Here is a 20,128-nt window from a genome sequence, read left to right as displayed (position 1 = left end):
CCCGCCGAAGCGGGGTGCAAGGAGTCAACTGGAGTCGAGCGCCAGGGACATTGGCATCGGCAGGACACGCTCCTCCAATAACAGCATCCGCTTCGGCGCCCGCAGCTCGATGCGTGCCGTGCCATTGGCTATTGGCCCGACCACGATCTCGATGCCTTCCGCCTTCAGCATCTCCATCAACACTGATTCGCTGACTCCTTCCAGAACCCTCAATGTCAGAACGTCACCTTCCCTGCGTTCGCCAACATGAATCTGCATGTGGATTGCCTCGCATGGATGACCGCGCAACGTCATCACGAAGTGTGAGTTCGGGTCTACGCGGTGAAGAGGCTTTCAGAACTTTCCTAATGGATGACGGGATAGGGGAGTAATAACAGGGCGATGGCCGACTGCCTCGGAAGAAGGGGCGACGAATCGAGGAGGAGGGGGCAAGAAACGCTTCGGACCTGTCTTGGCGGAAATCGGACGGCTTGGACGACGAGCGACGCGAACTGCAGTGAATTCCTGATCCAACGATCAGAAACCGAAAATACCCCGCCAAATCGCTAGAAGAACGAGCGTCCCACTCAATACGCCACTGCCAAAACGTCTTATCGAAGTCGATTTGCCTGTGCTTTATAATCCGTGCGGCAGATTCAGCTGTTTTAAACTCCAAGCCGATTGCCAGGTTGCCCCCTGGCGACCCCGCCTATACAACAGCCAGCCGTCCGCCCCCGTCCGACATCTACCCGGGTGTCCCAGGACAGGAGCGGCCTGCCTCTGCCCCGGACCTGTACCCCAGGCACCGGGATTACGAGAGCACTCGCCAGCCGACCCAGCCAGCGGGTGTCAGCCCTTTTACAAAAATAAGAGGTCCACATGTCCAGCAGCGATCAACTGCAACGTGGTTTGGGTGAGCGGCATATCCGTCTCATGGCTCTTGGCGCCTGCATCGGCGTCGGCCTGTTTCTCGGATCCGCCAAAGCCATCCAGATGGCCGGCCCCGCCATCATGCTGTCCTACATCATCGGCGGTCTCGCCATCCTCGTGATCATGCGCGCCCTCGGCGAAATGGCCGTCCACAATCCCGTGGCCGGTTCCTTCAGCCGTTATGCACAGGATTACCTCGGCCCGCTGGCCGGCTTCCTCACCGGCTGGAACTACTGGTTCCTCTGGCTGGTGACCTGCGTCGCGGAAATCACCGCCGTCGCCATCTACATGCAGATCTGGTTCCCCGAAGTGGACCGCTGGATCTGGGCCCTCCTGGCCCTGGCGAGCATGGGCACCGTCAACCTGATCACGGTGCGCGCCTTCGGCGAGTTCGAGTTCTGGTTCGCCCTGATCAAGATCGTCACCATCATCGCCATGGTCCTCGCGGGCGCCGGGATGATCTTCTTCGGCCTCGGCAATGGCGGTATCGCCACCGGCATCAGCAACCTCTGGAGCCATGGCGGCTTCATGCCCAACGGCATCCAGGGCGTGCTCATGTCCCTGCAGATGGTCATGTTCGCCTACCTGGGCGTGGAAATGATCGGCCTCACCGCCGGCGAAGCGCGCAACCCGCAGAAGACCATCCCCGACGCCATCAACTCGGTGTTCTGGCGCATCCTGCTGTTCTACGTCGGCGCCCTGTTCGTGATCATGTCCATCTACCCGTGGAACGAGATCGGCAGCCAGGGCAGCCCCTTCGTGATGACCTTCGAACGCCTGGGCATCAAGACCGCCGCCGGCATCATCAACTTCGTCGTCATCACCGCCGCGCTCAGCTCCTGCAATGGCGGGATCTTCAGCACGGGACGCATGCTCTACAGCCTCGCCCAGGACGGACAGGCCCCACGCGCCTTCGCCCGCACCTCCAGCAACGGTGTACCGCGCAACGCGCTGCTGCTGTCCATCTTCGCCCTGCTGCTGGGGGTGCTGCTGAACTACCTGGTGCCGGAGAAGGTGTTCGTCTGGGTAACCTCCATCGCCACCTTCGGCGCCATCTGGACCTGGGCAATGATCCTGCTGGCGCAGCTGAAATTCCGCCGCGGCCTGAGCCAGGCCGAGCGCGACAAGCTGCAGTTCAAGATGTGGCTGTTCCCGGTGAGCTCCTACCTGGCCCTGGCGTTCCTGGTGCTGGTGGTGGTGCTCATGGCCTTCTTCGAAGACACCCGCATCGCCCTCTATATCGGTCCGGCCTTCCTGGTGCTGCTCACCGTGCTCTTCAAGGCGCTGAACCTCGGCAGCCGTGAAGAAACCCGCGGCGCAGTGGTCGGTAACGCCGCTTCCTGATCCGGCGCTGCAAACAAAAACACCCCGACTTGTCGGGGTGTTTTTGTTTGGGGGCTCGCCGCTCCGTTGGCGCTGAGTGCCGCTCACCATCCGCCTGATTGACGCCCCCGTCATCTCGGGTATCCTTCATTAACGCTTAACGTTAAGGATTATTGGATGATCCGGGGCTTCAAGTGTGAAAGCACAAGGCGGCTATTCGAGACAGGGCAGTCGCGACGTTGGGGAAACATCTTGAATGTGGCGACGCGGAAGCTTGCAATGCTGCACTACGCCACAGAGTTGCGAGACCTCCGTTCTCCTCCGGGCAATCGTCTGGAGGCACTCCTGCGTGACAGGACTGGTCAGCACAGCATCAGGATCAACGACCAATGGCGTATCTGTTTCGTCTGGACCGATGCCGGCCCGACTGACGTAGAAATTGTCGATTACCACTGAGGAGGTGCACATGGTTGTGAACGGTATGCGACCTATTCACCCGGGCGAGATCTTGCGCGAGGAGTTCCTGGAGCCCCTCAACATCACCCCGGCTGCACTTGCTCGCGCACTTCACGTTTCCGCCCCGACCATCAACGAGATTGCACGTGAGCGGCGGGGCATCACGGCAGACATTGCAATTCGACTGGGGCGTTACTTCGACACGTCCGCCCAGTTCTGGATGAATATGCAATCCGAGTACTCACTGGCCACGGCGTATGCGGAAAAGGGCGAAGCCATCGAGCATGAGATCGAGCCGCTGGCAGCGCATGGCTAGGGTTCGATCGGTTGGCGTCGGCGCAAAAGAAAATCCCGCCTAGGCGGGATCTTCGCGATCTGGTCGGGCTGGCGCTAGGGGATGTTGACCTGAAGGCTTCCCATGGCGAGCTTGGCGACGATCAGCCAGCCAACTGCACTCAGGAGTCCAACCGCGGTATAGCCGACGACGATGCCCAGGGCGATCTGCTTCCAAAGCCCGGAATACTTGTTGGTCTGGGCCTGTCGGTACGGCAGGGCGTCGCGCTCGGCCCGAATGTTCTCGAAGTCGTCTTTCATGCTTTCAATCCAATTTTCTTTCGGGTGTATCAGCGCCTGGCCACTTGCTTGGTGATCGTCATCTCTCGATTTGATCGGTCAAGCCTTGATTGGCCTGGTCATAGTCCGGGCTCCGGTGCCCATTCTCGGGTTCGACCTTTCCAGAAATCAGCCAGAGGGCGTACTGGGGATATGCATCGGCAAGGATGCCTACCTCTTCAGTGCTGATCCTGATCTTTCCCCCGCTGATGTTTCTCCAGCGCTCGTAGTTCTTTCCCCCGAGTTCGCTCAGATGCTTTGGGCCAACCGTCCGGATCAACTGGAGTGCTCTGTTTCTTACAGCGTCCATGGCATTTTCTCAGCCAGAGTAATCTTTACTCAATCCATGCTTATGAGTAAATTTTACTCCTTGAGTGATGTTTACTCTGTTTCTGTGTGGATAACGTCTGGCCGATTATAGGGACATTGTATGGAACAGTCTGGTGTAACGAGGTTCTCCGTCGAAGGGCAGGGCGACCGCATCCCGGATCTTCGCGATCCACCCTTCTGCTCGCAGCTCGCCCTGGCGCGGATGCTGGGCATCGAGCAGATCACCGAAGACGTTGTACGCGGTTGGGTGGAGTCGTCCACGCTGCCGACGGTGAAGATCGGCCGCCGCCGGGTCATCAACCTCCACCGCATCCGCAAGGACCTGGAGCAGGGCAAGACGGTATTCAGCGCGGGGGACTATGCCGGTGGTTGAATCCGTGCCCGTTATGCGATCCCGAAATTTGCGCCCCTGCCAGCTGTGGCTGCTTTGTCTTTTGTTCCGCATGAAGGGCGGCAAGAAGCGATCATTGCCTATCCAGACTCAACATCGACAAGCGCCATTCAAGGGACCGTCAGGCTGCTATGCCAAGGTCCTGAACAACCCTGTGTCCATCGCAGTCGATCTGCGTGGCCTACCAGACGGGCCGGGGATTTACCTGCGCCATGTCGACATTCGCCTACCTCGCACTGAGGTGTTGGTCCGTAGTCAGTGATGGTGCGAGTGAAGGTTTAGCTGTAGGCACTGAATCCAATTGAGACTTGAAGGCCAAGGAACGGCCCGGCGGCAGGAGCTGCAATACCCTACGCGAGGGTTATTGATCGCTGACATGTGAATAACTTTCTCGCCCCGTCAATCTGTTGCTCTCAGTCGCCTGGAGTGCTGTATCTATTGATGAGGGGCGAGCACGACGGGGGGAACTGGGAGGTCTTTGAAACCTATGAGAGGGCTTTGGGCGGGACTGATTCTTGCGCTCATTCCGCTGTGGGTCCTCGCGGCCGTCGTTTACCGGAGCAGTCGGGTGCGTGCTGGACGGAAGCTGTCCAGAAAAAGGATCTGGCTCGAGAACACGCTGTTCGTGGTGGTCGGGCTTGCGCTGGTGCTGCTGGCGTTCAGGCTCGACTGAGCGTCGCATTTGGAGGATTTGCAATGCGGGTTGAATACAGGGACGAGGGCGCGGGGCACGAGAGGAGGGCGGCATGACGGCACGCAGGGAGGGCTCGCGCTGGACGGTGGACTTCTGCGAGAACGGCCAAACGGGGCGACGAGTGTGCAAGCGCGGTTTCAAGTCCCGCAAGGCTGCCGAGCGCTACGAGGTCGACTTCATCGCCTTGCGAAGGCTGGCGGGCTGCCCATTGGACGAACGCCTTTCGGACCTGGTGCTGCTCTGGTACGAGCGGCGCGGCGGCTTTCTCCGGAACTCGAAAAGGCAACTGTCCTTCATCCTGGGCACGGTGAAGCGTCTGGGCGATCCTCGCATCTATGACTTCAACGCAGAGACCTGGACGCGGTATGTGCAATCACGCCGAGATAAGGTTGCTCCCAAGCATCTCAGACGCGAGTGGCTCTGGTTGTCGAGGGTGTATGCGGAGCTGATCCGTTACGGCGACTGGCGCGGGGAGAATCCCTTTGCCGGGCTTGGTGATGCGGACACTGATGACCCCGACTCCATGACTACACCTCGGCGTGGTGCTTGCGGGCGCTTCGCTGGGGTAGGAACCCTGGAGCTGGATCTGCCTTCCCGAAGGTGCAAGGCGCGCGCCGCGCAGTTCAATGATTCGGACTTCACCATTATTTCTGGCCGCGATGCGCCGGACGCCGCGCTGCTTTCGCTCGATAGCTTCAACAGCCTTGTGGAAACCGTCCATCTCCTGAAGTCCCCGGCCAACGCCACTCACCTGGCTCGCTCGCTGGCTCAGATGGAGTCCGGCAAAACGGTAGAGCGGGAGCTCGTAGGGGACGATGAGCAACCCCATAAGGCCGGCACCTGCCAAATCTGCAGCGAAGAAGGTGACTATCCCGGCTGAATCCTTGGGCGGCCGCACCCACTAGGCACTAACCCGCTGGCCAACATCCGCCAGATCAAGACGGACCAGATCGAGCTGTTGTTCCTCTCCCTGCAGCAGATCGAGCAGCTGCTGGAAGAATGCCGCAGGTCAACGAACAACCACACCTATCCGGTGGCGCTGATCTGTCTGGCTACCGGGGCACGTTGGGATGAGGCTGAGTCGCTGCAGCGCAACGCCATCTTCGGCGGCAAGGTGCATTTTCATCGAACCAAAAACCGCCAGTCCCGGTCGGTCCCGATTCCTGGCGAGGTAGAGACCATCGCGCTCAAGGTGGGGTTGCCTGGGAATGGCCGCCTGTTCATGTCCTGCAGGGCCGCATTTCGTAGTGCCTACCAGCGCTGCGGCTTCAATACGCCGGGGCAGATGACGCACATCCTCCGGCATACCTTCGCCAGTCATTACATGATGGGGGGAGGGGACATCCTCAGCCTGCAGCGAATCCTCGGGCATTCCTCGATCGCGATGACGATGCGTTATGCGCACCTGTCGCCGGATCACTTGGAGTCTGCCTTACGTCTGTCGCCATTGGCGCAGAGCGGGCACGTTCCAGTATGATTTCAGTGATTGCAATGATTTCACTGGAGGTTCCCATGGCCAGCATCACGATTCGCAACCTGGACGACGACCTGAAAGCTCGACTTCGTGTCGTTGCCGCCAGCCACGGCCGATCGATGGAGGAAGAGGTGAGGGTGATCCTTGCTGAAGCTCTTGCAAAGCAGGACAAGCCAAGTGGATTGGGAACCCGTATCCACAAGCGCTTTGCGGCATTGGGTGGTGTAGACCTCGAACTTCCCCCGCGCACCGAGAAAGCCCGAGCGGCGGACATTGACGAATGATCCTGCTAGATACCAATGTCATTTCCGAGTTGATGAGGGCCAAGCCAAATCCGAATGTTCTGGCTTGGGTAGACGCGCAGCCAGGCCGTCTCCTGGTGATTTGCTCCGTCTCTGTCGCAGAGATCCTCTTCGGCATCGCGCGGATGCCGGATGGCAAACGGAAGGACGCCCTGCTGGAAGCTGCTACAGCCATCATTGAGGAGGACTTTGCTGGCCATGCCCTGCCCTTCGATGTGGATGCCGCAGTGCATTACGCTGAGTTGGCGGCGATGAGTGAGGCCAAAGGAAGAGTGGCGGGGGTGGCTGACGCACAGATCGCCGCTATTGCCCGACTGCATGAGGCGACGATCGCTACACGTAACGTTCGCCACTTTGAGGCGCTTGGTGTTCCTGTGGTGAATCCTTGGGGAGAGGAATAGGGCCAGCAGCCGGCGACGGGGTCTAAAGCGCCCTAGTTTGCGGCCTTGCTCCGATACCAGGTCTCTCTGCCAACCCCACTGGCGGCCGGCCGCCTTTCGGTCAGGAAGAGCTTCGATTCGTGAAGCACCTGACGCCAGCTACTGCACTCGTACTTCTTCGGAGTCAGCTCCAACGGGTAAGAGCGGATCAGTCCTATGGCCATCTCAAGATTGGTCCAGCCATCAACGCCAAGGTGCCTTTCGACCTCCCGCAGTGCCGAGACGATAGTCGTGTTCGGCCAATTCGTTTCCTGCCCAGCGACAATGCCATATTTCACAAAGTCGTCTAAACCGGGTGTCTGCATAAGATCCACCAGGTCTCTCCTAGCCTGATCGAATGACTTTGCCCAGTTCGTGAGTTGCTGGTGCTTGCGCCTTACCTTGTCCAGAGCTTCGTCAAGGAAGCGAATTGCAGCATGGCATCCTTCCGAGTCGTGGTCAGGGAACTCCTCTAGAAAGTGGTGAACCAGCCTGTTTCGAAGATCGACGAGGGATTGGAGGTCTGAGCAGAGTGCCTCATGGTGCTCTTCGGCGACGCCAATGCTTTGGCGAATTTGCACGAACGAATCGAGCGTCTCTTGCGGGCTGCCGTCGATGCTGAATTCGTCCATGTTGTCGGTAGAGGGACGAAGGACTCTTTTCGTGAACTGTTTTACCAACTGCCCAAGTGTCTGATCGCTGAAGTGTTCTTCGCGGTTTGCTCGGTATCCTGCCAAGGCATCCACGGGACCAGCGTACTCGTGGTGAGCTAGAAGCCTTTTCAACAGAATTTCGTATTGCTGCAGCACCAGGACGCACCGGCCCATCCTCTCCGCAATGGCTGAGCGAAGCTCTTCCAATGAACGGTCTTCCATAGCAGTCATGATTTCCCCGGAGCGAATCCCCATTGGGCTCAATGTAGCGAAGTGGCGCGGGGTGAAAGAAGAGGGGAGGGGGTGACAGAGGGCTAGGTAGACAGGGTGTAGTCACTTCGTAGTCACTACCCCAGAAAGCACAAAGGGCTAGCTTTCGCTAACCCTTTGTTTTGTATGGTGGCTACACCGGGACTTGAACCTGGGACATCAGCATTATGAATGCTGCGCTCTAACCGACTGAGCTATGTAGCCGAGTGGCGCGCATTTTCCGTATCTCTCGGGGGGCTGTCAACCCCTTTGCTTAGATAATTTTGTGATCTTTCAATTGTTTAGGTGGCGGATGCGTTTTCAAGGGGGCGCATCGGGTGGGTGGGCTTTGTTCGAGAGGGGGGCCATGCGGGAGGGCGATGGGTATCGCTTCGCTCCACCCATCCTACGGTTCCGCACAAAGAAAAAGCCCCGGAGGTCCGGGGCTTTTCGTGGATCAGACGTTGAAGCGGAAGTGCATCACGTCACCGTCCTTGACGATGTACTCCTTGCCTTCCAGGCGCCATTTGCCGGCTTCCTTGGCACCGTTTTCGCCTTTGAACTGGATGAAGTCATCATAGGCGACCACTTCGGCGCGGATGAAGCCTTTCTCGAAGTCGGTGTGGATAACCGCGGCGGCCTGGGGGGCGGTGGCGCCGACGCGCACGGTCCAGGCGCGGACTTCCTTCACACCCGCAGTGAAGTAGGTCTGCAGGTTGAGCAGGTCGTAGCCGGCGCGGATCACGCGGTTGAGGCCCGGCTCTTCGAGGCCGAGGGCTTCGAGGAACATGTCCTTCTCTTCACCGTCGTCGAGTTCGGCGATTTCGGCTTCGATCTTGTTGCACACCGGCACCACGATTGCGCCTTCTTCTTCGGCGATGGCTCTCACCACGTCCAGGTGCGGGTTGTTGTCGAAGCCGTCTTCGGCGACGTTGGCGATGTACATCACCGGCTTGCTGGTGAGCAAGTGGAAGCCGCGGACAAGGCGCTTCTCCTCGTCACCCAGGTTCTTCAGCAGGGAGCGCGCCGGCTTGCCTTCGCTGAAGTGGGGGATGAGTTTTTCCAGCAGGGCCTTCTGCGCGAGGGCGTCCTTGTCGCCGCCCTTGGCGTTGCGGGCGACCTTCTGCAGTTGCTTCTCGCAGCTGTCGAGGTCGGCGAAGATCAGTTCGAGGTCGATGATCTCGATGTCGCGCTTGGGGTCGACGCTGTTGGAAACGTGGATGACGTTCTCGTCTTCGAAGCAGCGCACCACGTGGGCGATGGCGTCGGTTTCGCGGATGTTGGCGAGGAACTTGTTGCCCAGGCCTTCACCTTTCGACGCGCCCGCTACCAGGCCGGCGATGTCGACGAATTCCATGGTGGTGGGGATCACGCGCTCGGGCTTGACGATCTCGGCCAGCGCATTGAGGCGCAGGTCGGGCATCGGCACGATGCCGCTGTTCGGCTCGATGGTGCAGAAAGGGAAGTTCTCCGCCGCAATGCCGGACTTGGTCAGGGCGTTGAACAGGGTGGACTTGCCGACGTTGGGCAGGCCGACGATGCCGCAATTGAATCCCATGGAATGTGCCTCTGCGCGGAGTGGTTTCAGGCCTTCTGGCTGTGCAGCTTCTGCATCGCGCGGGTCCAGTCACCAGCGAGCATTTCCGGCAGCACGCCGAGGGCGAAGTCGATGCTGGTATCCAGGAGTTCCTGTTCGCTGCGCGGGGCGCGGCTGAGAACGAAACCGGAAACCAGGCTGCTGTGCCCCGGATGGCCGATGCCAAGCCGCAGGCGATGGAACGAATTCTGGTTGCCGAGCTGGGCGATGATGTCGCGCAACCCGTTGTGGCCACCGTGGCCGCCGCCGGTCTTGAGCTTGGCGACGCCGGGGGGCATGTCGAGTTCGTCGTGGGCCACCAGGATGGCCTCGGGGGGAATGCGGAAGAACCCAGCCAGGGCCGCCACGGACTGGCCGCTGCGGTTCATATAGGTGGTGGGGATCAGCAGACGAACATCGCGACCTTGATGGGAGAACTTTCCGACCAGGCCGAAGTACTTCTTGTCGAGGCTCAGGTTGACGCGTTCGCGATCCGCCAGGCGCTCAACGAAAAGGGCCCCTGCGTTATGCCGGGTCTGGTCGTATTCGGGGCCGGGATTACCCAGGCCGACGATCAGTTGAATGGCAGTCACTACAGGGGCCCTTTGTCAGGCTGACGCAGAGTAAGAACTTACTCGGCTTCGCCTTCTTCCTTCACCACGCGGGAAGCATGGATGTTGGCAACTGCCAGGTCGTTGCCGTGGGCCAGGGCCACCAGCTCGACGCCTTTCGGCAGATTGAGGTCGGACAGGTGAATGATCTGGCCGACTTCGACCTTGGCCAGGTCGACTTCGATGAACTCCGGCAGGTCTTTCGGCAGGCAGGAGACCTCGACTTCAGCGATGGTGTGGGAAACTTCGCCGCCGCCTTGCTTCACGCCAACGGAGGTCGCTTCGTTGATGAAGTGCAGGGGTACGTGGGCGGTCAGTTTCTGGCCGGCAACTACGCGCTGGAAGTCAGCGTGCAGTACGAAGCCTTTGGCCGGATGACGCTGCAGGGCCTTGATCAGAACGGTTTCGGTAGTGCCGGAAACGTTCAGGGCGATCACGTGGCTGAAAGCAGCTTCGTTTTCCAGCAGCTTGGCCAGTTCTTTGGCCAGCAGGCTTACGGATTGCGGGGCTTTCTCGCCGCCGTAGACAACAGCGGGAACCAGGTTGGCGTTACGACGCAGGCGGCGGCTCGCACCTTTCCCCAGGTCAGAACGCGCTTCGGCATTCAGGGCAAACTCAGACATTGCATTTCTCCAAAATAACCAAAACGCCCGTAATGCTTGCGACCAGCATCCGGGCGGTTGGGCAAAAAGCCCCGCCGTAGCGGGGCGCGTTTCGTCAGGGATGCCCGCTTAGCGGAACATCGCGCTGATCGATTCCTCATTGCTGATGCGGCGGACCGCTTCAGCCACAACCGGCGCGATATCCAGCTGACGGATACGCGAGCAGGCTTGTGCCGCGGCGGACAGCGGGATGGTGTTGGTCACCACCAGCTCGTCCAGCACGGAGTTTTCGATGTTCTCGATGGCACGGCCGGACAGCACCGGGTGGGTGCAGTAGGCGTAGACCTTGGCAGCGCCGTGGTCCTTCAGGGCCTTGGCGGCATGGCCCAGGGTGCCAGCGGTGTCGACCATGTCGTCGACCAGCACGCAGGTGCGGCCTTCGACATCGCCGATGATGTGCATGACTTCGGACTGGTTGGCCTTGGGACGACGCTTGTCGATGATGGCAAGGTCGACGCCCAGGGACTTGGCCACGGCGCGGGCGCGAACCACACCGCCGATGTCCGGGGAAACGATCATCAGGTTTTCGAAGCGCTGGTCTTCGATGTCATCGACCAGGACCGGGGAGCCGTAGATGTTGTCCACCGGAATGTCGAAGAAGCCCTGGATCTGGTCAGCGTGCAGGTCGACGGTGAGCACGCGGTCGATACCGACCACGGTCAGCATGTCGGCCACTACCTTGGCGCTGATGGCCACGCGGGCGGAACGCGGACGGCGATCCTGGCGGGCATAGCCGAAGTAGGGGATGACCGCGGTGATGCGGGAGGCCGAGGAACGGCGGAAGGCGTCAGCCATCACCACCAGTTCCATCAGGTTATCGTTGGTCGGTGCGCAAGTCGGCTGGATCAGGAAGACGTCCTTGCCGCGGACATTTTCATTGATTTCAGCACTGATTTCGCCGTCGGAGAACTTGCCTACGGAGGCATCACCGAGGGGAATATGCAGTTGACGTACGACGCGACGCGCCAGATCGGGGTTGGCATTCCCCGTGAAGACCATCATCTTGGACACGCGCAGTACCTGCCGGCTGAGGGTAGACCTGATGAATCAAAAAGCCGTTCAAAGGCCGTGGGCTTTTGAACAGCTTTTCAAGTGTATGGCAGGGGCGGCTGGATTCGAACCAACGCATGGCAGGATCAAAACCTGCTGCCTTACCGCTTGGCGACGCCCCTATGTATGTAACTCGCTCTGCAGGACTTTCGTTTCGTTGTACGCATAACCCGTTGGGTTAATGGCAGGGGCGGCTGGATTCGAACCAACGCATGGCAGGATCAAAACCTGCTGCCTTACCGCTTGGCGACGCCCCTGTATCGTACAACCGACTGTCTTGCAGTCCTTCTCAAGCCAGACCTTGAAGCTTGCGATGCAACATCGAGATGTTGCGCCCCTGGGCGACAAAGCTCGGCAGAGTGGCCGGAAGTTGGCGGCGAACTTTATCAGCATCGCCTTTGTTTGGGAAGCTCCCAAACACACAAGCTCCAGTGCCGGTCAATCTAGCTGATGTGAATTTATTCAACAAGATCAGCGCGTTACGAACATCCGGGTAACGCTTCTCGACCACCGGCTGGCAGTCGTTTCGACCGCCCCCCTCAAGAAGGCTGCGAACTTTAATGGGCGGAGTATCCCGTGTCAACTCGGGATCGGAGAAAACTTCTGCTGTGCTGACAAAGACTTGCGGCACGGCAACGAGGAACCAGGGTTCCGGCAGGTCCACGGGCGTCAGCTGCTCGCCGACGCCCTCGGCGAAGGCCGCGCGGCCACGTACGAAGACTGGTACGTCGGCGCCCAGAGACAGCCCCAGGGCGGCCAGGCGATCCTCGCTCCAGCCCAGGTTCCACAGACGATCCAGGGCAAGCAGGGTGGTCGCGGCGTCAGAGCTGCCACCGCCGATGCCGCCGCCCATGGGCAGGCGCTTGTCGAGCCAGATGTCGGCACCGAGTCGGCAGCCGGACTCGGCCTGCAGCTTGCGGGCGGCGCGGACGATCAGGTTGCTGTCGTGGGGAACGCCGGGCACCTCGGTGCGCAGATGGATTTCACCGTCCTGGCGCACGGCGAAGCCCAGTTCGTCGCCGTGGTCGAGGAACTGGAAGAGGGTCTGCAGCTCGTGGTAGCCATCGGCGCGGCGGCCGAGGATGTGCAGCATCAGGTTGAGCTTGGCCGGCGCCGGCAGGACGAGTTGTGCGTGTTGCATGTCACTGGCCGAGCTGGCGCGGCTGCCAGTCCTTGATCACCAGGGTGACGTCGAGATTCTCGCCGCTGAGCTTGATGCGCTCGGGCAGGGCGTAGCCGTTCTGTTCCACGTAGCTCAGGTACTGCACCTGCCAGCCGTCCTGCTCCAGCTGGGCCAGCCGGCTGGACGCGTCCAGGGTCAGGCGGCTGCGGCTGTCCGGCGCGGGCAGGCCGCGGACCCACCAGAGCAGGTGGGACACCGGCAGGCGCCAGCCGAGTTGTTCTTCCAGCAGGGCCTCGGGTGATTCGGCCTGATAGCGGCCCTGGTTGGCCACTTCCAGCTCGATCTTGCCCGGGCGCCCGGTCAGGCGCGCCGCGCCACGGCCGAGGGGGCCGGACAGGCGAATGTCGTAGTAGTCCTGGCGCTGCAGCCAGAACAGGGTGCCGCTGCCGGAATCCTTGGGCGCGCGGATGCCGACCTTGCCGCTGATCTGCCAGCCATCGAGGGCACTGACCTGGGCCTTGTGGGCCTTCCAGGTGGCCTGGTCGCCCTGGCCTTCGAGTGTTTCGTGGGGGGCGAGGGCGGCACAGCCGGTGAGCAGGAGGAGCGCACCGGCGGCCAGAAGGTTACGTAGACGCATGGATCAGAGGGTTCCGGAGCCGGTCAGGCGTTGCAGGGTGTCACGGAGGATAGAGCTGTCAGGCTGCTTCTGCAGCGCCTCGGCCCAGACCTTGCGGGCTTCGACCTGCTTGCCGCGGGCCCAGAGCACCTCGCCCAGGTGGGCAGCGACCTCGTGATCGGGGAACTCCTGCAGGGCCAGGCGCAACAGCCGTTCGGCTTCGTCCAGATTGCCCATGCGGTAGTTTACCCAGCCGAGGCTGTCGAGGATGGCCGGATCGTCCGGGTTGAGCTGGTGGGCCTGTTCCACCAGCTTCTTGGCCTCGTCGTAGCGGGTGGTGCGGTCGGCCAGGGTGTAGCCGAGGGCATTCAGGGCCATGGCGTTTTCCGGTTCGCGCTCGATGATGAAGCGCAGATCCTTTTCCAATTGGGCCAGGTCGTTGCGTTTCTCGGCGAGCATGGCGCGGGTGTAGAGCAGGTTGAGGTCGTCCGGGAACTGCTGCAGGCCCTGGTGGATGACCTTCCAGGCGCGTTCCGGCTGCTGGCGCTCGGCCAGGCTCTCGGCCTCGATCAGGTAGAGCTGGATGGCGTAGTCCGGCTGGGTTTCGCGGGCCTTGGCCAGGCGCGCTTCAGCTTCATCGGTGCGGCCGCTTTCCAGGAGGATTTGCACCTGGCGCATCTGCGCAGGCAAGTAGTCGTTGCCAGGGCCGACCAGGGCGTATTCGAGCAGGGCGCTGTTCTTGTCGCCACGCTTCTCGTAGACCTGGCCGAGGTTGAAGTGGGCCGAGTCGACGTGGCTGCCGCGATCTACCAGCTCTTCCAGGTAGACCTGGGCTTCGTCCCAGGCTTCGCCTTCCAGGCAGACCAGCGCCAGGGAGTAGCGCAGGTCGTCGTCATCGGGGAACTGCTGGACCAGGCTGGAGAACTCGGCCTTGGCTTCCTCCAGTTTGTCCTGCTCGACCAGCATCCGGGCATAGGTCAGACGCAGGCGCTTGTCGTCCGGGTGTTGCTTGATGGCTTTCTGCAGCAAGGGCAGGGCTTCGTCGCCGCGCTTCAGGCTCTGCAGCAGGCGGGCGCGGAGCAGGATCGGGGCGATTTCCTTGTCGTTCGCGGGGATGCCTTCGAGCAGCGCGAGGGCTTCGTCGGTGCGGCCATCCTGTTGCAGCAGCACGGCCTTGCCGAATACCAGTTGGCTGTTGTCCGGGTGCTTGGCCAGCAGGCGGTCGAAGCTCTGCAGCAGGCCGGCGCGGGTATCGGCGTCGGTCTCCGCGGCGGACAGGGCGAGGAAGTCGAAATGGGTGTCGCCCTGGCCCTGGAGCACCTTCTCCATATAGGTCATGGCTTCGTCGTAGCGACCGGCACGGGCCAGTTGCACGGCGGCGGCGCGCTGGGCGTCGAGGTTGTCCGGGGCGTTCTTGGCCCAGATGAGCGCGGTGTCCAGGGCGGCCTGATCGGCGCCCAGGTACTCGGCAATGCGGAAGGCGCGCTCGGCCACGCCAGGGTCCTGGGTGGCATTGGCCTGTTGCACGTAGCTGCCGAGGGCGATGTCGAAGCGATTGCGTTGCCCGGCCAATTCGGCCGTAAGCAGGGAATAGAGGGCTTCGCGGCTGAACGAACCATAGACCTCGGGCTTGGCGGGCGCGGAGGCCTTGCTGCCATCCTCGACCGGCGGGGTGCCGTCCGGGGACTTGTGGGTCAAGCTCTGACAGCCGCCGAGGAGCAGCAGGGCGGTCAGTAACGCGAGGGATCTATTCATAGAGGCGGAAGGCGTCTAACCAGCGAGTGGCCCATCATGACACAAGCATTCAGGCAAGCCCATGGGGCACGCCGCAACCCGGGCGCGACAAAAAGCTGTTCGAGGAGACAATTATCGGCGGTGGTTGTCGTCGCCAGGGTGAAGTAGGACAATTGCGCGCCCTCCCGATTCAGTTAGCGACCCTGCATGGCCTTCATTGCTCTTGGTATCAACCACAAGACCGCTTCGGTGGACGTCCGCGAACGTGTGGCCTTCACTCCCGAGCAGCTGGTGGAGGCCCTGCAGCAGCTGTGTCGCATCACGCCCAGCCGCGAGGCGGCCATCCTCTCCACCTGCAACCGCAGCGAGTTGTACCTGGAGCAGGATCACCCGGCCGCCGATGAAGTGCTCGCCTGGCTGGCCGGCTATCACAACCTCAGCCTGGAAGAACTGCGTGCCTGTGCCTACGTGCACCAGGACGACGACGCGGTGCGCCACATGATGCGCGTCGCCTCGGGGCTGGACTCCATGGTCCTCGGCGAGCCGCAGATCCTCGGCCAGATGAAGTCCGCCTACGCCGTGGCGCGTGAGGCCGGCACCGTCGGTCCATTGCTCGGCCGGCTGTTCCAGGCCACCTTCAGCACCGCCAAGACGGTGCGCACCGACACCGCCATCGGCGAGAACCCGGTTTCCGTGGCCTTCGCCGCCGTCAGCCTGGCCAGGCAGATCTTCTCCGACCTGCACCGCAGCCAGGCGCTGCTGATCGGCGCCGGCGAGACCATCACCCTGGTGGCCCGCCACCTGCACGAGCAGGGCGTCAAGCGCATCGTGGTCGCCAACCGTACCCTGGAGCGCGCCAGCATCCTGGCCGAGGAGTTCGGTGCCCATGCCGTGCTGCTGGCCGATATGCCCCAGGAGCTGGTCAACAGCGATATCGTCATCAGTTCCACCGCCAGCCAGCTGCCGATCCTCGGCAAGGGTGCGGTGGAGCGCGCGCTGAAGCAGCGCCGACACAAGCCGATCTTCATGGTCGACATCGCCGTTCCCCGGGACATCGAGCCTGAAGTCGGCGAACTGGACGACGTCTACCTCTATACCGTGGACGACCTGCACGAGGTGGTCGCGGAGAACCTCAAGAGCCGCCAGGGCGCGGCCCAGGCGGCCGAAGAGCTGGTGGTCGCCGGCGTCGATGACTTCATGCAGCGCCTGCGCGAATTGGCCGCGGTCGATGTGCTGCGTGCCTACCGCCAGCAGGCCGAGCGTCTACGTGATGACGAATTGGCCAAGGCCCAGCGCATGCTGCAGAACGGCAGCGCCGCCGAAGAGGTGCTGGCTCAGTTGGCCCGCGGTCTGACCAACAAGCTGTTGCACGCGCCCAGCGTGCAACTGAAGAAACTTTCCGCCGACGGCCGCTTCGACGCGCTGGCCGTGGCCCAGGAACTCTTCGCCCTCGACGAGGGCCCGGATAAACGTTCGCAATGAAAGCTTCCCTGCTGAATAAGCTCGACCTCCTCCAGGATCGCTACGAGGAACTCACCGCCCTGCTCGGCGATGCCGAAGTCATCAGTGACCAGGGCAAGTTCCGCGCCTATTCCAAGGAGTTCGCCGAAGTCGAGCCGGTAATCCTGGCCTTCCGCGAGTTCCGCAAGGTGCAGGGCGACCTCGAAGGCGCCCAGGCCCTGCTCAAGGACAGTGATCCGGATCTGCGCGAGATGGCCGAGGAAGAAGTGGCCCAGGCCCGCGAACAACTGGTGGGGCTGGAGGACCGCCTGCAGCGCATGCTGCTGCCCAAAGACCCCAACGACGGCCGCAACGTCTTCCTGGAAGTCCGCGCCGGCACTGGCGGCGACGAGGCGGCGATCTTCTCCGGCGACCTGTTCCGCATGTACTCCCGCTATGCTGAGCGCCAGGGCTGGCGCGTCGAGATCCTCTCCGAGAACGAGGGTGAGCACGGCGGCTACAAGGAAGTGATCGCGCGGGTCGAGGGCGACAACGTCTATTCCAAGCTCAAGTTCGAGTCCGGCGCCCATCGCGTGCAGCGCGTGCCGGAAACCGAATCCCAGGGCCGCATCCACACCTCCGCCTGCACCGTCGCCGTGCTGCCGGAGCCGGACGAGCAGGCCGCCATCGAGATCAACCCCGCCGACCTGCGCGTCGACACCTACCGTGCCTCCGGCGCTGGCGGCCAGCACGTGAACAAGACCGATTCGGCGGTGCGCATCACCCACATCCCGTCGGGCATCGTCGTCGAGTGCCAGGAAGAGCGCTCCCAGCACAAGAACCGCGCCAAGGCCCTGGCCTGGCTGGCGGCCAAGCTGAACGACCAGCAGGAGGCCGCCGCACACAAGGAAATGTCCGATACCCGCCGCCTGCTGGTGGGTTCCGGCGATCGTTCCGAGCGCATCCGCACCTACAACTATCCGCAGGGCCGGGTCACCGACCACCGCATCAACCTCACCCTCTACGCCCTGGACGACATCATGGCCGGCGGAGTGGAAGCGGTGATCGAGCCGCTGCTCGCCGAATACCAGGCCGACCAGCTGGCGGCCCTGGGAGACTGACGTGACCATCATCGCCAGCCTTCTGGGCGAAGCCCGCCTGCCGGACTCGCCCACCCCGCGACTGGATGCCGAACTGCTGCTGGCAGCAGCCCTCGGCAAGCCGCGCAGTTTCCTGCGCACCTGGCCCGAGCGGGTGGTTTCCGGCGAAGTGGCCGAGCGTTACGCCGCTTACCTGGAACGCCGCCGCAAGGGCGAGCCGGTGGCGTACATCCTGGGTCACCAGGGCTTCTGGAGCCTGGACCTGGAAGTGGCGCCGGACACCCTGATCCCGCGCCCCGATACCGAACTGCTGGTGGAAGCCGCCCTGGCCCTGCTGCCGGCGAGCCCCGCCGAGGTGCTCGACCTGGGCACCGGCACCGGTGCCATCGCCTTGGCGCTCGCCTGCGAGCGACTGGCCTGGAAGGTCACCGGCGTCGACCGGGTTTCCGCCGCCGTGCAGTTGGCCGAGCGCAATCGCGCGCGGCTCAAGCTGAACAATGCGCAATTCATGGAAAGTCACTGGTTCGCCGCCCTGGGCGAGCAGCGTTTTGCCATGATCGTCAGCAATCCGCCCTATATTCCGGCCAAGGACCCGCACCTGGCCGAGGGCGACGTGCGCTTCGAACCTGCCAGTGCCCTGGTGGCTGGCGCCGATGGCCTGGACGATATCCGCCAGATCATCCAGAAAGCGCCCCGGCACCTGCTCGCCGGCGGCTGGCTGTTGCTGGAACATGGATACGACCAGGCGCCTGCAGTGCGTGGCCTGCTGACCCGCCAGGGCTTTGCCCGGGTGGAGAGCCGTCGCGACCTGGGCGGCCACGAACGCATTTCCCTTGGGCAATGGCCATGCTGAGTGATCAGGAACTCCTTCGCTACAGCCGGCAGATTCTCCTGCCGCAAATCGACGTCGACGGCCAGCTGCGACTGAAGCAGGGGCGTGTCCTGATCGTCGGCCTCGGCGGCCTGGGCTCGCCGGTTTCCCTCTACTTGGCGGCTGCCGGGGTCGGTGAGCTGCACCTGGCGGACTTCGACAGCGTCGACCTGACCAACCTGCAGCGGCAGATCGTCCACGACAGCGGCAGCGTGGGGCAGAGCAAGGTCGACTCGGCCATGGCGCGCCTCGCCGCGCTGAATCCGGAAGTGCGCCTGGTGCCCATCACCCGAGCGCTGGACGAGGATTCCCTGGCCGCCGCCGTGGCCGCCGTCGACCTGGTGCTGGATTGCACTGACAACTTCGGCACGCGCGAGGCGGTGAACGCGGCGTGCGTGGCCGCCGGCAAGCCGCTGGTGTCCGGCGCCGCGATCCGCCTCGAAGGGCAGCTCTCGGTGTTCGACCCGCGCCGTGACGACAGCCCCTGCTACCACTGCCTCTATGGCCATGGCAGCGAGGCGGAACTGACCTGCAGCGAAGCCGGTGTGGTCGGCCCGCTGGTGGGCCTGGTGGGCAGCCTGCAGGCCCTGGAGGCACTGAAGCTGCTGGCTGGTTTCGGCGAACCGCTGGTTGGCCGGCTGTTACTGATCGACGCTGTGGGCACCCGTTTCCGCGAGCTGCGGGTCAAGCGCGATCCGGCCTGCGAGGTCTGTGGGGTTCGGCATGCCTGAGATGGCGCCGGTAGGCGTTTTCGACTCGGGCGTCGGTGGCCTGTCGGTACTGCGCGAGATCCGTGCGCTGTTGCCCCGCGAGTCGCTGCTTTACGTCGCCGACAGCGGCCATGTGCCCTACGGCGAGAAGAGCGCCGACTTCATCCGCGAACGCAGCCATCGCATCGCGGAGTTCTTCATCGAGCGTGGCGCCAAGGCGCTGGTGCTGGCCTGCAACACGGCGACGGCCGCTGCGGTGGCTGACCTGCGCGATCGCTATCCGCAGCTGCCCATCGTCGGCATGGAGCCGGCGGTCAAGCCTGCCGCCGCCGCCACCCGCAGCGGCGTGGTCGGCGTGCTGGCCACTACCGGGACGCTCAAGAGCGCCAAGTTCGCCGCCTTGCTGGACCGCTTCGCCAGCGATGTGCGGGTAATCACCCAGCCCTGTCCTGGCCTGGTGGAGCGTATCGAGGCCGGTGACCTGATGGGGTCGGATACCCGCAGGCTGCTGGCCGGTTATGTCGAGCCGCTGCTGGCCCAGGGCTGCGACACGCTGATTCTCGGCTGCACCCACTATCCATTCCTGCGTCCGCTGCTTCAGCAGCTGGTATCGGCGTCGGTCAGCCTGATCGATACCGGGGCTGCGGTGGCTCGTCAGTTGCAGCGGTTGCTGGACGCGGACGGGTTGCTGGCAGAGGGCAGGGCCGAACCCTGCCGTTTCTGGTCCAGCGGTGACCCGGCGGCTATGCAGGAGATCCTTCCTACGCTCTGGGGGGACTCTGCCCGGGTGGATAGATTTCCCGGATGACCTCACAGTTCTGCA

Annotated in this window: 23 protein-coding genes, 3 tRNA genes and 1 pseudogene; 13 read left to right on the top strand and 14 right to left on the bottom strand. The window is 62.6% G+C overall.

What is annotated here, in order from left to right:
• Positions 1 to 24 precede the first annotated feature (24 nt).
• Positions 25 to 258 carry a hypothetical protein gene (locus ACFW0H_RS04170; protein ID WP_422912631.1) on the bottom strand — a complete coding sequence of 78 codons (234 nt, stop codon included), beginning with the start codon at positions 256 to 258 and terminating at the stop codon, positions 25 to 27.
• A gap of 600 nt (positions 259 to 858) precedes the next feature.
• Here ACFW0H_RS04170 and ACFW0H_RS04165 point away from each other — a divergent pair.
• The 3 genes from ACFW0H_RS04165 to ACFW0H_RS04155 all read left to right on the top strand — a co-directional run bounded on the left by ACFW0H_RS04165 (position 859) and on the right by ACFW0H_RS04155 (position 3,004).
• Positions 859 to 2,253: an amino acid permease gene (locus ACFW0H_RS04165; protein ID WP_422912630.1), complete on the top strand. Its 1,395-nt coding sequence runs from the start codon at positions 859 to 861 to the stop codon at positions 2,251 to 2,253.
• Between the two features lie 156 nt (positions 2,254 to 2,409).
• The gene (locus ACFW0H_RS04160; protein ID WP_422912629.1) at positions 2,410 to 2,688 is read left to right on the top strand and encodes a type II toxin-antitoxin system RelE/ParE family toxin; all 279 of its coding nucleotides are present in this window, start codon (positions 2,410 to 2,412) and stop codon (positions 2,686 to 2,688) included.
• Between the two features lie 10 nt (positions 2,689 to 2,698).
• Positions 2,699 to 3,004 carry a HigA family addiction module antitoxin gene (locus ACFW0H_RS04155; RefSeq protein ID WP_422912628.1) on the top strand — a complete coding sequence of 102 codons (306 nt, stop codon included), beginning with the start codon at positions 2,699 to 2,701 and terminating at the stop codon, positions 3,002 to 3,004.
• Between the two features lie 74 nt (positions 3,005 to 3,078).
• Here the strand turns inward: ACFW0H_RS04155 and ACFW0H_RS04150 are convergent, their stop codons facing one another.
• Together ACFW0H_RS04150 and ACFW0H_RS04145 are read right to left on the bottom strand one after the other, a co-directional pair.
• Positions 3,079 to 3,282 (bottom strand): hypothetical protein, encoded by a 204-nt coding sequence (locus ACFW0H_RS04150; protein WP_422912627.1) that lies wholly within the window; start codon positions 3,280 to 3,282, stop codon positions 3,079 to 3,081.
• A 58-nt stretch (positions 3,283 to 3,340) separates the two neighbouring features.
• Positions 3,341 to 3,610, bottom strand: a complete 270-nt coding sequence (locus tag ACFW0H_RS04145) for a DNA-binding protein (RefSeq protein WP_422912626.1) — start codon at positions 3,608 to 3,610, stop codon at positions 3,341 to 3,343.
• Between the two features lie 120 nt (positions 3,611 to 3,730).
• Here ACFW0H_RS04145 and ACFW0H_RS04140 point away from each other — a divergent pair, with 120 nt between their 5' ends.
• From ACFW0H_RS04140 to ACFW0H_RS04120, 5 genes and pseudogenes are all read left to right on the top strand, one after another.
• Positions 3,731 to 4,003 (top strand): DNA-binding protein, encoded by a 273-nt coding sequence (locus ACFW0H_RS04140; protein WP_422912625.1) that lies wholly within the window; start codon positions 3,731 to 3,733, stop codon positions 4,001 to 4,003.
• 764 nt (positions 4,004 to 4,767) lie between these two features.
• Entirely contained in the window at positions 4,768 to 5,595 is an 828-nt protein-coding gene (locus ACFW0H_RS04135; RefSeq protein ID WP_422912624.1) for a phage integrase, read from the top strand.
• A gap of 24 nt (positions 5,596 to 5,619) precedes the next feature.
• Positions 5,620 to 6,192, top strand: a pseudogene (locus tag ACFW0H_RS04130) (tyrosine-type recombinase/integrase); the annotation flags it as partial.
• Between the two features lie 35 nt (positions 6,193 to 6,227).
• Positions 6,228 to 6,473, top strand: coding sequence for a FitA-like ribbon-helix-helix domain-containing protein (locus ACFW0H_RS04125; RefSeq protein ID WP_422912623.1), 246 nt, complete (start codon positions 6,228 to 6,230; stop codon positions 6,471 to 6,473).
• Complete coding sequence (locus ACFW0H_RS04120; RefSeq protein WP_422912622.1) at positions 6,470 to 6,892, top strand: type II toxin-antitoxin system VapC family toxin; 423 nt, start codon at positions 6,470 to 6,472, stop codon at positions 6,890 to 6,892. The genes ACFW0H_RS04125 and ACFW0H_RS04120 overlap by 4 nt, the downstream gene beginning before the upstream one ends.
• 32 nt (positions 6,893 to 6,924) lie before the next feature.
• Here ACFW0H_RS04120 and ACFW0H_RS04115 read toward each other — a convergent pair whose 3' ends face one another.
• The 11 genes from ACFW0H_RS04115 to ACFW0H_RS04065 form a co-directional block, all read right to left on the bottom strand.
• Positions 6,925 to 7,794: an OST-HTH/LOTUS domain-containing protein gene (locus ACFW0H_RS04115; protein ID WP_422912621.1), complete on the bottom strand. Its 870-nt coding sequence runs from the start codon at positions 7,792 to 7,794 to the stop codon at positions 6,925 to 6,927.
• A 166-nt stretch (positions 7,795 to 7,960) separates the two neighbouring features.
• A tRNA-Met gene (locus ACFW0H_RS04110) sits at positions 7,961 to 8,037 on the bottom strand.
• A 232-nt stretch (positions 8,038 to 8,269) separates the two neighbouring features.
• On the bottom strand, positions 8,270 to 9,370 hold the full coding sequence (gene ychF / locus ACFW0H_RS04105) for a redox-regulated ATPase YchF (protein WP_422912620.1): 1,101 nt from the start codon (positions 9,368 to 9,370) through the stop codon (positions 8,270 to 8,272).
• 26 nt (positions 9,371 to 9,396) lie between these two features.
• Complete coding sequence (pth, locus tag ACFW0H_RS04100; protein WP_422912619.1) at positions 9,397 to 9,981, bottom strand: aminoacyl-tRNA hydrolase; 585 nt, start codon at positions 9,979 to 9,981, stop codon at positions 9,397 to 9,399.
• 38 nt (positions 9,982 to 10,019) lie between these two features.
• Positions 10,020 to 10,622, bottom strand: a complete 603-nt coding sequence (locus tag ACFW0H_RS04095; protein ID WP_422912618.1) for a 50S ribosomal protein L25/general stress protein Ctc — start codon at positions 10,620 to 10,622, stop codon at positions 10,020 to 10,022.
• Positions 10,623 to 10,730: 108 nt separating this feature from the next.
• Positions 10,731 to 11,672, bottom strand: coding sequence for a ribose-phosphate pyrophosphokinase (locus ACFW0H_RS04090; RefSeq protein WP_028629917.1), 942 nt, complete (start codon positions 11,670 to 11,672; stop codon positions 10,731 to 10,733).
• 86 nt (positions 11,673 to 11,758) lie between these two features.
• Positions 11,759 to 11,833, bottom strand: a tRNA-Gln gene (locus ACFW0H_RS04085).
• A gap of 60 nt (positions 11,834 to 11,893) precedes the next feature.
• A tRNA-Gln gene (locus tag ACFW0H_RS04080) sits at positions 11,894 to 11,968 on the bottom strand.
• A 32-nt stretch (positions 11,969 to 12,000) separates the two neighbouring features.
• Positions 12,001 to 12,852, bottom strand: coding sequence for a 4-(cytidine 5'-diphospho)-2-C-methyl-D-erythritol kinase (gene ispE, locus ACFW0H_RS04075; RefSeq protein WP_422912617.1), 852 nt, complete (start codon positions 12,850 to 12,852; stop codon positions 12,001 to 12,003).
• Between the two features lies 1 nt (position 12,853).
• Positions 12,854 to 13,471, bottom strand: coding sequence for a lipoprotein insertase outer membrane protein LolB (gene lolB, locus ACFW0H_RS04070; protein ID WP_422912616.1), 618 nt, complete (start codon positions 13,469 to 13,471; stop codon positions 12,854 to 12,856).
• Positions 13,472 to 13,474: 3 nt separating this feature from the next.
• Positions 13,475 to 15,205: a tetratricopeptide repeat protein gene (locus tag ACFW0H_RS04065; RefSeq protein WP_422912615.1), complete on the bottom strand. Its 1,731-nt coding sequence runs from the start codon at positions 15,203 to 15,205 to the stop codon at positions 13,475 to 13,477.
• A gap of 186 nt (positions 15,206 to 15,391) precedes the next feature.
• Here ACFW0H_RS04065 and hemA point away from each other — a divergent pair, with 186 nt between their 5' ends.
• Genes hemA through murI form a run of 5 tightly spaced genes read left to right on the top strand, consistent with a single transcriptional unit; the run spans position 15,392 to position 20,113 of the window.
• Entirely contained in the window at positions 15,392 to 16,666 is a 1,275-nt protein-coding gene (gene hemA / locus ACFW0H_RS04060; RefSeq protein ID WP_422912614.1) for a glutamyl-tRNA reductase, read from the top strand.
• Entirely contained in the window at positions 16,663 to 17,745 is a 1,083-nt protein-coding gene (prfA, locus tag ACFW0H_RS04055) for a peptide chain release factor 1 (protein WP_422912613.1), read from the top strand. Before hemA ends, prfA begins: the two co-directional genes overlap by 4 nt.
• A gap of 1 nt (position 17,746) precedes the next feature.
• Positions 17,747 to 18,577 carry a peptide chain release factor N(5)-glutamine methyltransferase gene (prmC, locus tag ACFW0H_RS04050; RefSeq protein ID WP_422912612.1) on the top strand — a complete coding sequence of 277 codons (831 nt, stop codon included), beginning with the start codon at positions 17,747 to 17,749 and terminating at the stop codon, positions 18,575 to 18,577.
• Positions 18,571 to 19,326, top strand: a complete 756-nt coding sequence (locus ACFW0H_RS04045) for a molybdopterin-synthase adenylyltransferase MoeB (protein WP_422912611.1) — start codon at positions 18,571 to 18,573, stop codon at positions 19,324 to 19,326. Before prmC ends, ACFW0H_RS04045 begins: the two co-directional genes overlap by 7 nt.
• The gene (murI, locus tag ACFW0H_RS04040) at positions 19,319 to 20,113 is read left to right on the top strand and encodes a glutamate racemase (RefSeq protein ID WP_422912610.1); all 795 of its coding nucleotides are present in this window, start codon (positions 19,319 to 19,321) and stop codon (positions 20,111 to 20,113) included. Before ACFW0H_RS04045 ends, murI begins: the two co-directional genes overlap by 8 nt.
• The last annotated feature ends 15 nt before the right edge of the window (positions 20,114 to 20,128 follow it).

Origin of the sequence: Metapseudomonas cellulosilytica, assembly GCF_049334135.1 — a bacterium.
Classification (GTDB): Bacteria; Pseudomonadota; Gammaproteobacteria; order Pseudomonadales; family Pseudomonadaceae; genus Metapseudomonas.
Note: the sequence above shows the minus strand (reverse complement) of the source record. Positions and strands in the feature narration are given on the sequence as shown.

Bases quoted from the DNA above. Each gene is read 5' to 3' on its own strand.
- ACFW0H_RS04170 (WP_422912631.1), bottom strand. From the start codon at position 258: ATGCAGATTCATGTTGGCGAACGCAGGGAAGGTGACGTTCTGACATTG.
- ACFW0H_RS04165 (WP_422912630.1), top strand. From the start codon at position 859: ATGTCCAGCAGCGATCAACTGCAACGTGGTTTGGGTGAGCGGCATATC.
- ACFW0H_RS04160 (WP_422912629.1), top strand. From the start codon at position 2,410: ATGATCCGGGGCTTCAAGTGTGAAAGCACAAGGCGGCTATTCGAGACA.
- ACFW0H_RS04155 (WP_422912628.1), top strand. From the start codon at position 2,699: ATGGTTGTGAACGGTATGCGACCTATTCACCCGGGCGAGATCTTGCGC.
- ACFW0H_RS04150 (WP_422912627.1), bottom strand. From the start codon at position 3,282: ATGAAAGACGACTTCGAGAACATTCGGGCCGAGCGCGACGCCCTGCCG.
- ACFW0H_RS04145 (WP_422912626.1), bottom strand. From the start codon at position 3,610: ATGGACGCTGTAAGAAACAGAGCACTCCAGTTGATCCGGACGGTTGGC.
- ACFW0H_RS04140 (WP_422912625.1), top strand. From the start codon at position 3,731: ATGGAACAGTCTGGTGTAACGAGGTTCTCCGTCGAAGGGCAGGGCGAC.
- ACFW0H_RS04135 (WP_422912624.1), top strand. From the start codon at position 4,768: ATGACGGCACGCAGGGAGGGCTCGCGCTGGACGGTGGACTTCTGCGAG.
- ACFW0H_RS04125 (WP_422912623.1), top strand. From the start codon at position 6,228: ATGGCCAGCATCACGATTCGCAACCTGGACGACGACCTGAAAGCTCGA.
- ACFW0H_RS04120 (WP_422912622.1), top strand. From the start codon at position 6,470: ATGATCCTGCTAGATACCAATGTCATTTCCGAGTTGATGAGGGCCAAG.
- ACFW0H_RS04115 (WP_422912621.1), bottom strand. From the start codon at position 7,794: ATGACTGCTATGGAAGACCGTTCATTGGAAGAGCTTCGCTCAGCCATT.
- ychF (WP_422912620.1), bottom strand. From the start codon at position 9,370: ATGGGATTCAATTGCGGCATCGTCGGCCTGCCCAACGTCGGCAAGTCC.
- ACFW0H_RS04095 (WP_422912618.1), bottom strand. From the start codon at position 10,622: ATGTCTGAGTTTGCCCTGAATGCCGAAGCGCGTTCTGACCTGGGGAAA.
- ispE (WP_422912617.1), bottom strand. From the start codon at position 12,852: ATGCAACACGCACAACTCGTCCTGCCGGCGCCGGCCAAGCTCAACCTG.
- lolB (WP_422912616.1), bottom strand. From the start codon at position 13,471: ATGCGTCTACGTAACCTTCTGGCCGCCGGTGCGCTCCTCCTGCTCACC.
- ACFW0H_RS04065 (WP_422912615.1), bottom strand. From the start codon at position 15,205: ATGAATAGATCCCTCGCGTTACTGACCGCCCTGCTGCTCCTCGGCGGC.
- hemA (WP_422912614.1), top strand. From the start codon at position 15,392: ATGGCCTTCATTGCTCTTGGTATCAACCACAAGACCGCTTCGGTGGAC.
- prfA (WP_422912613.1), top strand. From the start codon at position 16,663: ATGAAAGCTTCCCTGCTGAATAAGCTCGACCTCCTCCAGGATCGCTAC.
- ACFW0H_RS04045 (WP_422912611.1), top strand. From the start codon at position 18,571: ATGCTGAGTGATCAGGAACTCCTTCGCTACAGCCGGCAGATTCTCCTG.
- murI (WP_422912610.1), top strand. From the start codon at position 19,319: ATGCCTGAGATGGCGCCGGTAGGCGTTTTCGACTCGGGCGTCGGTGGC.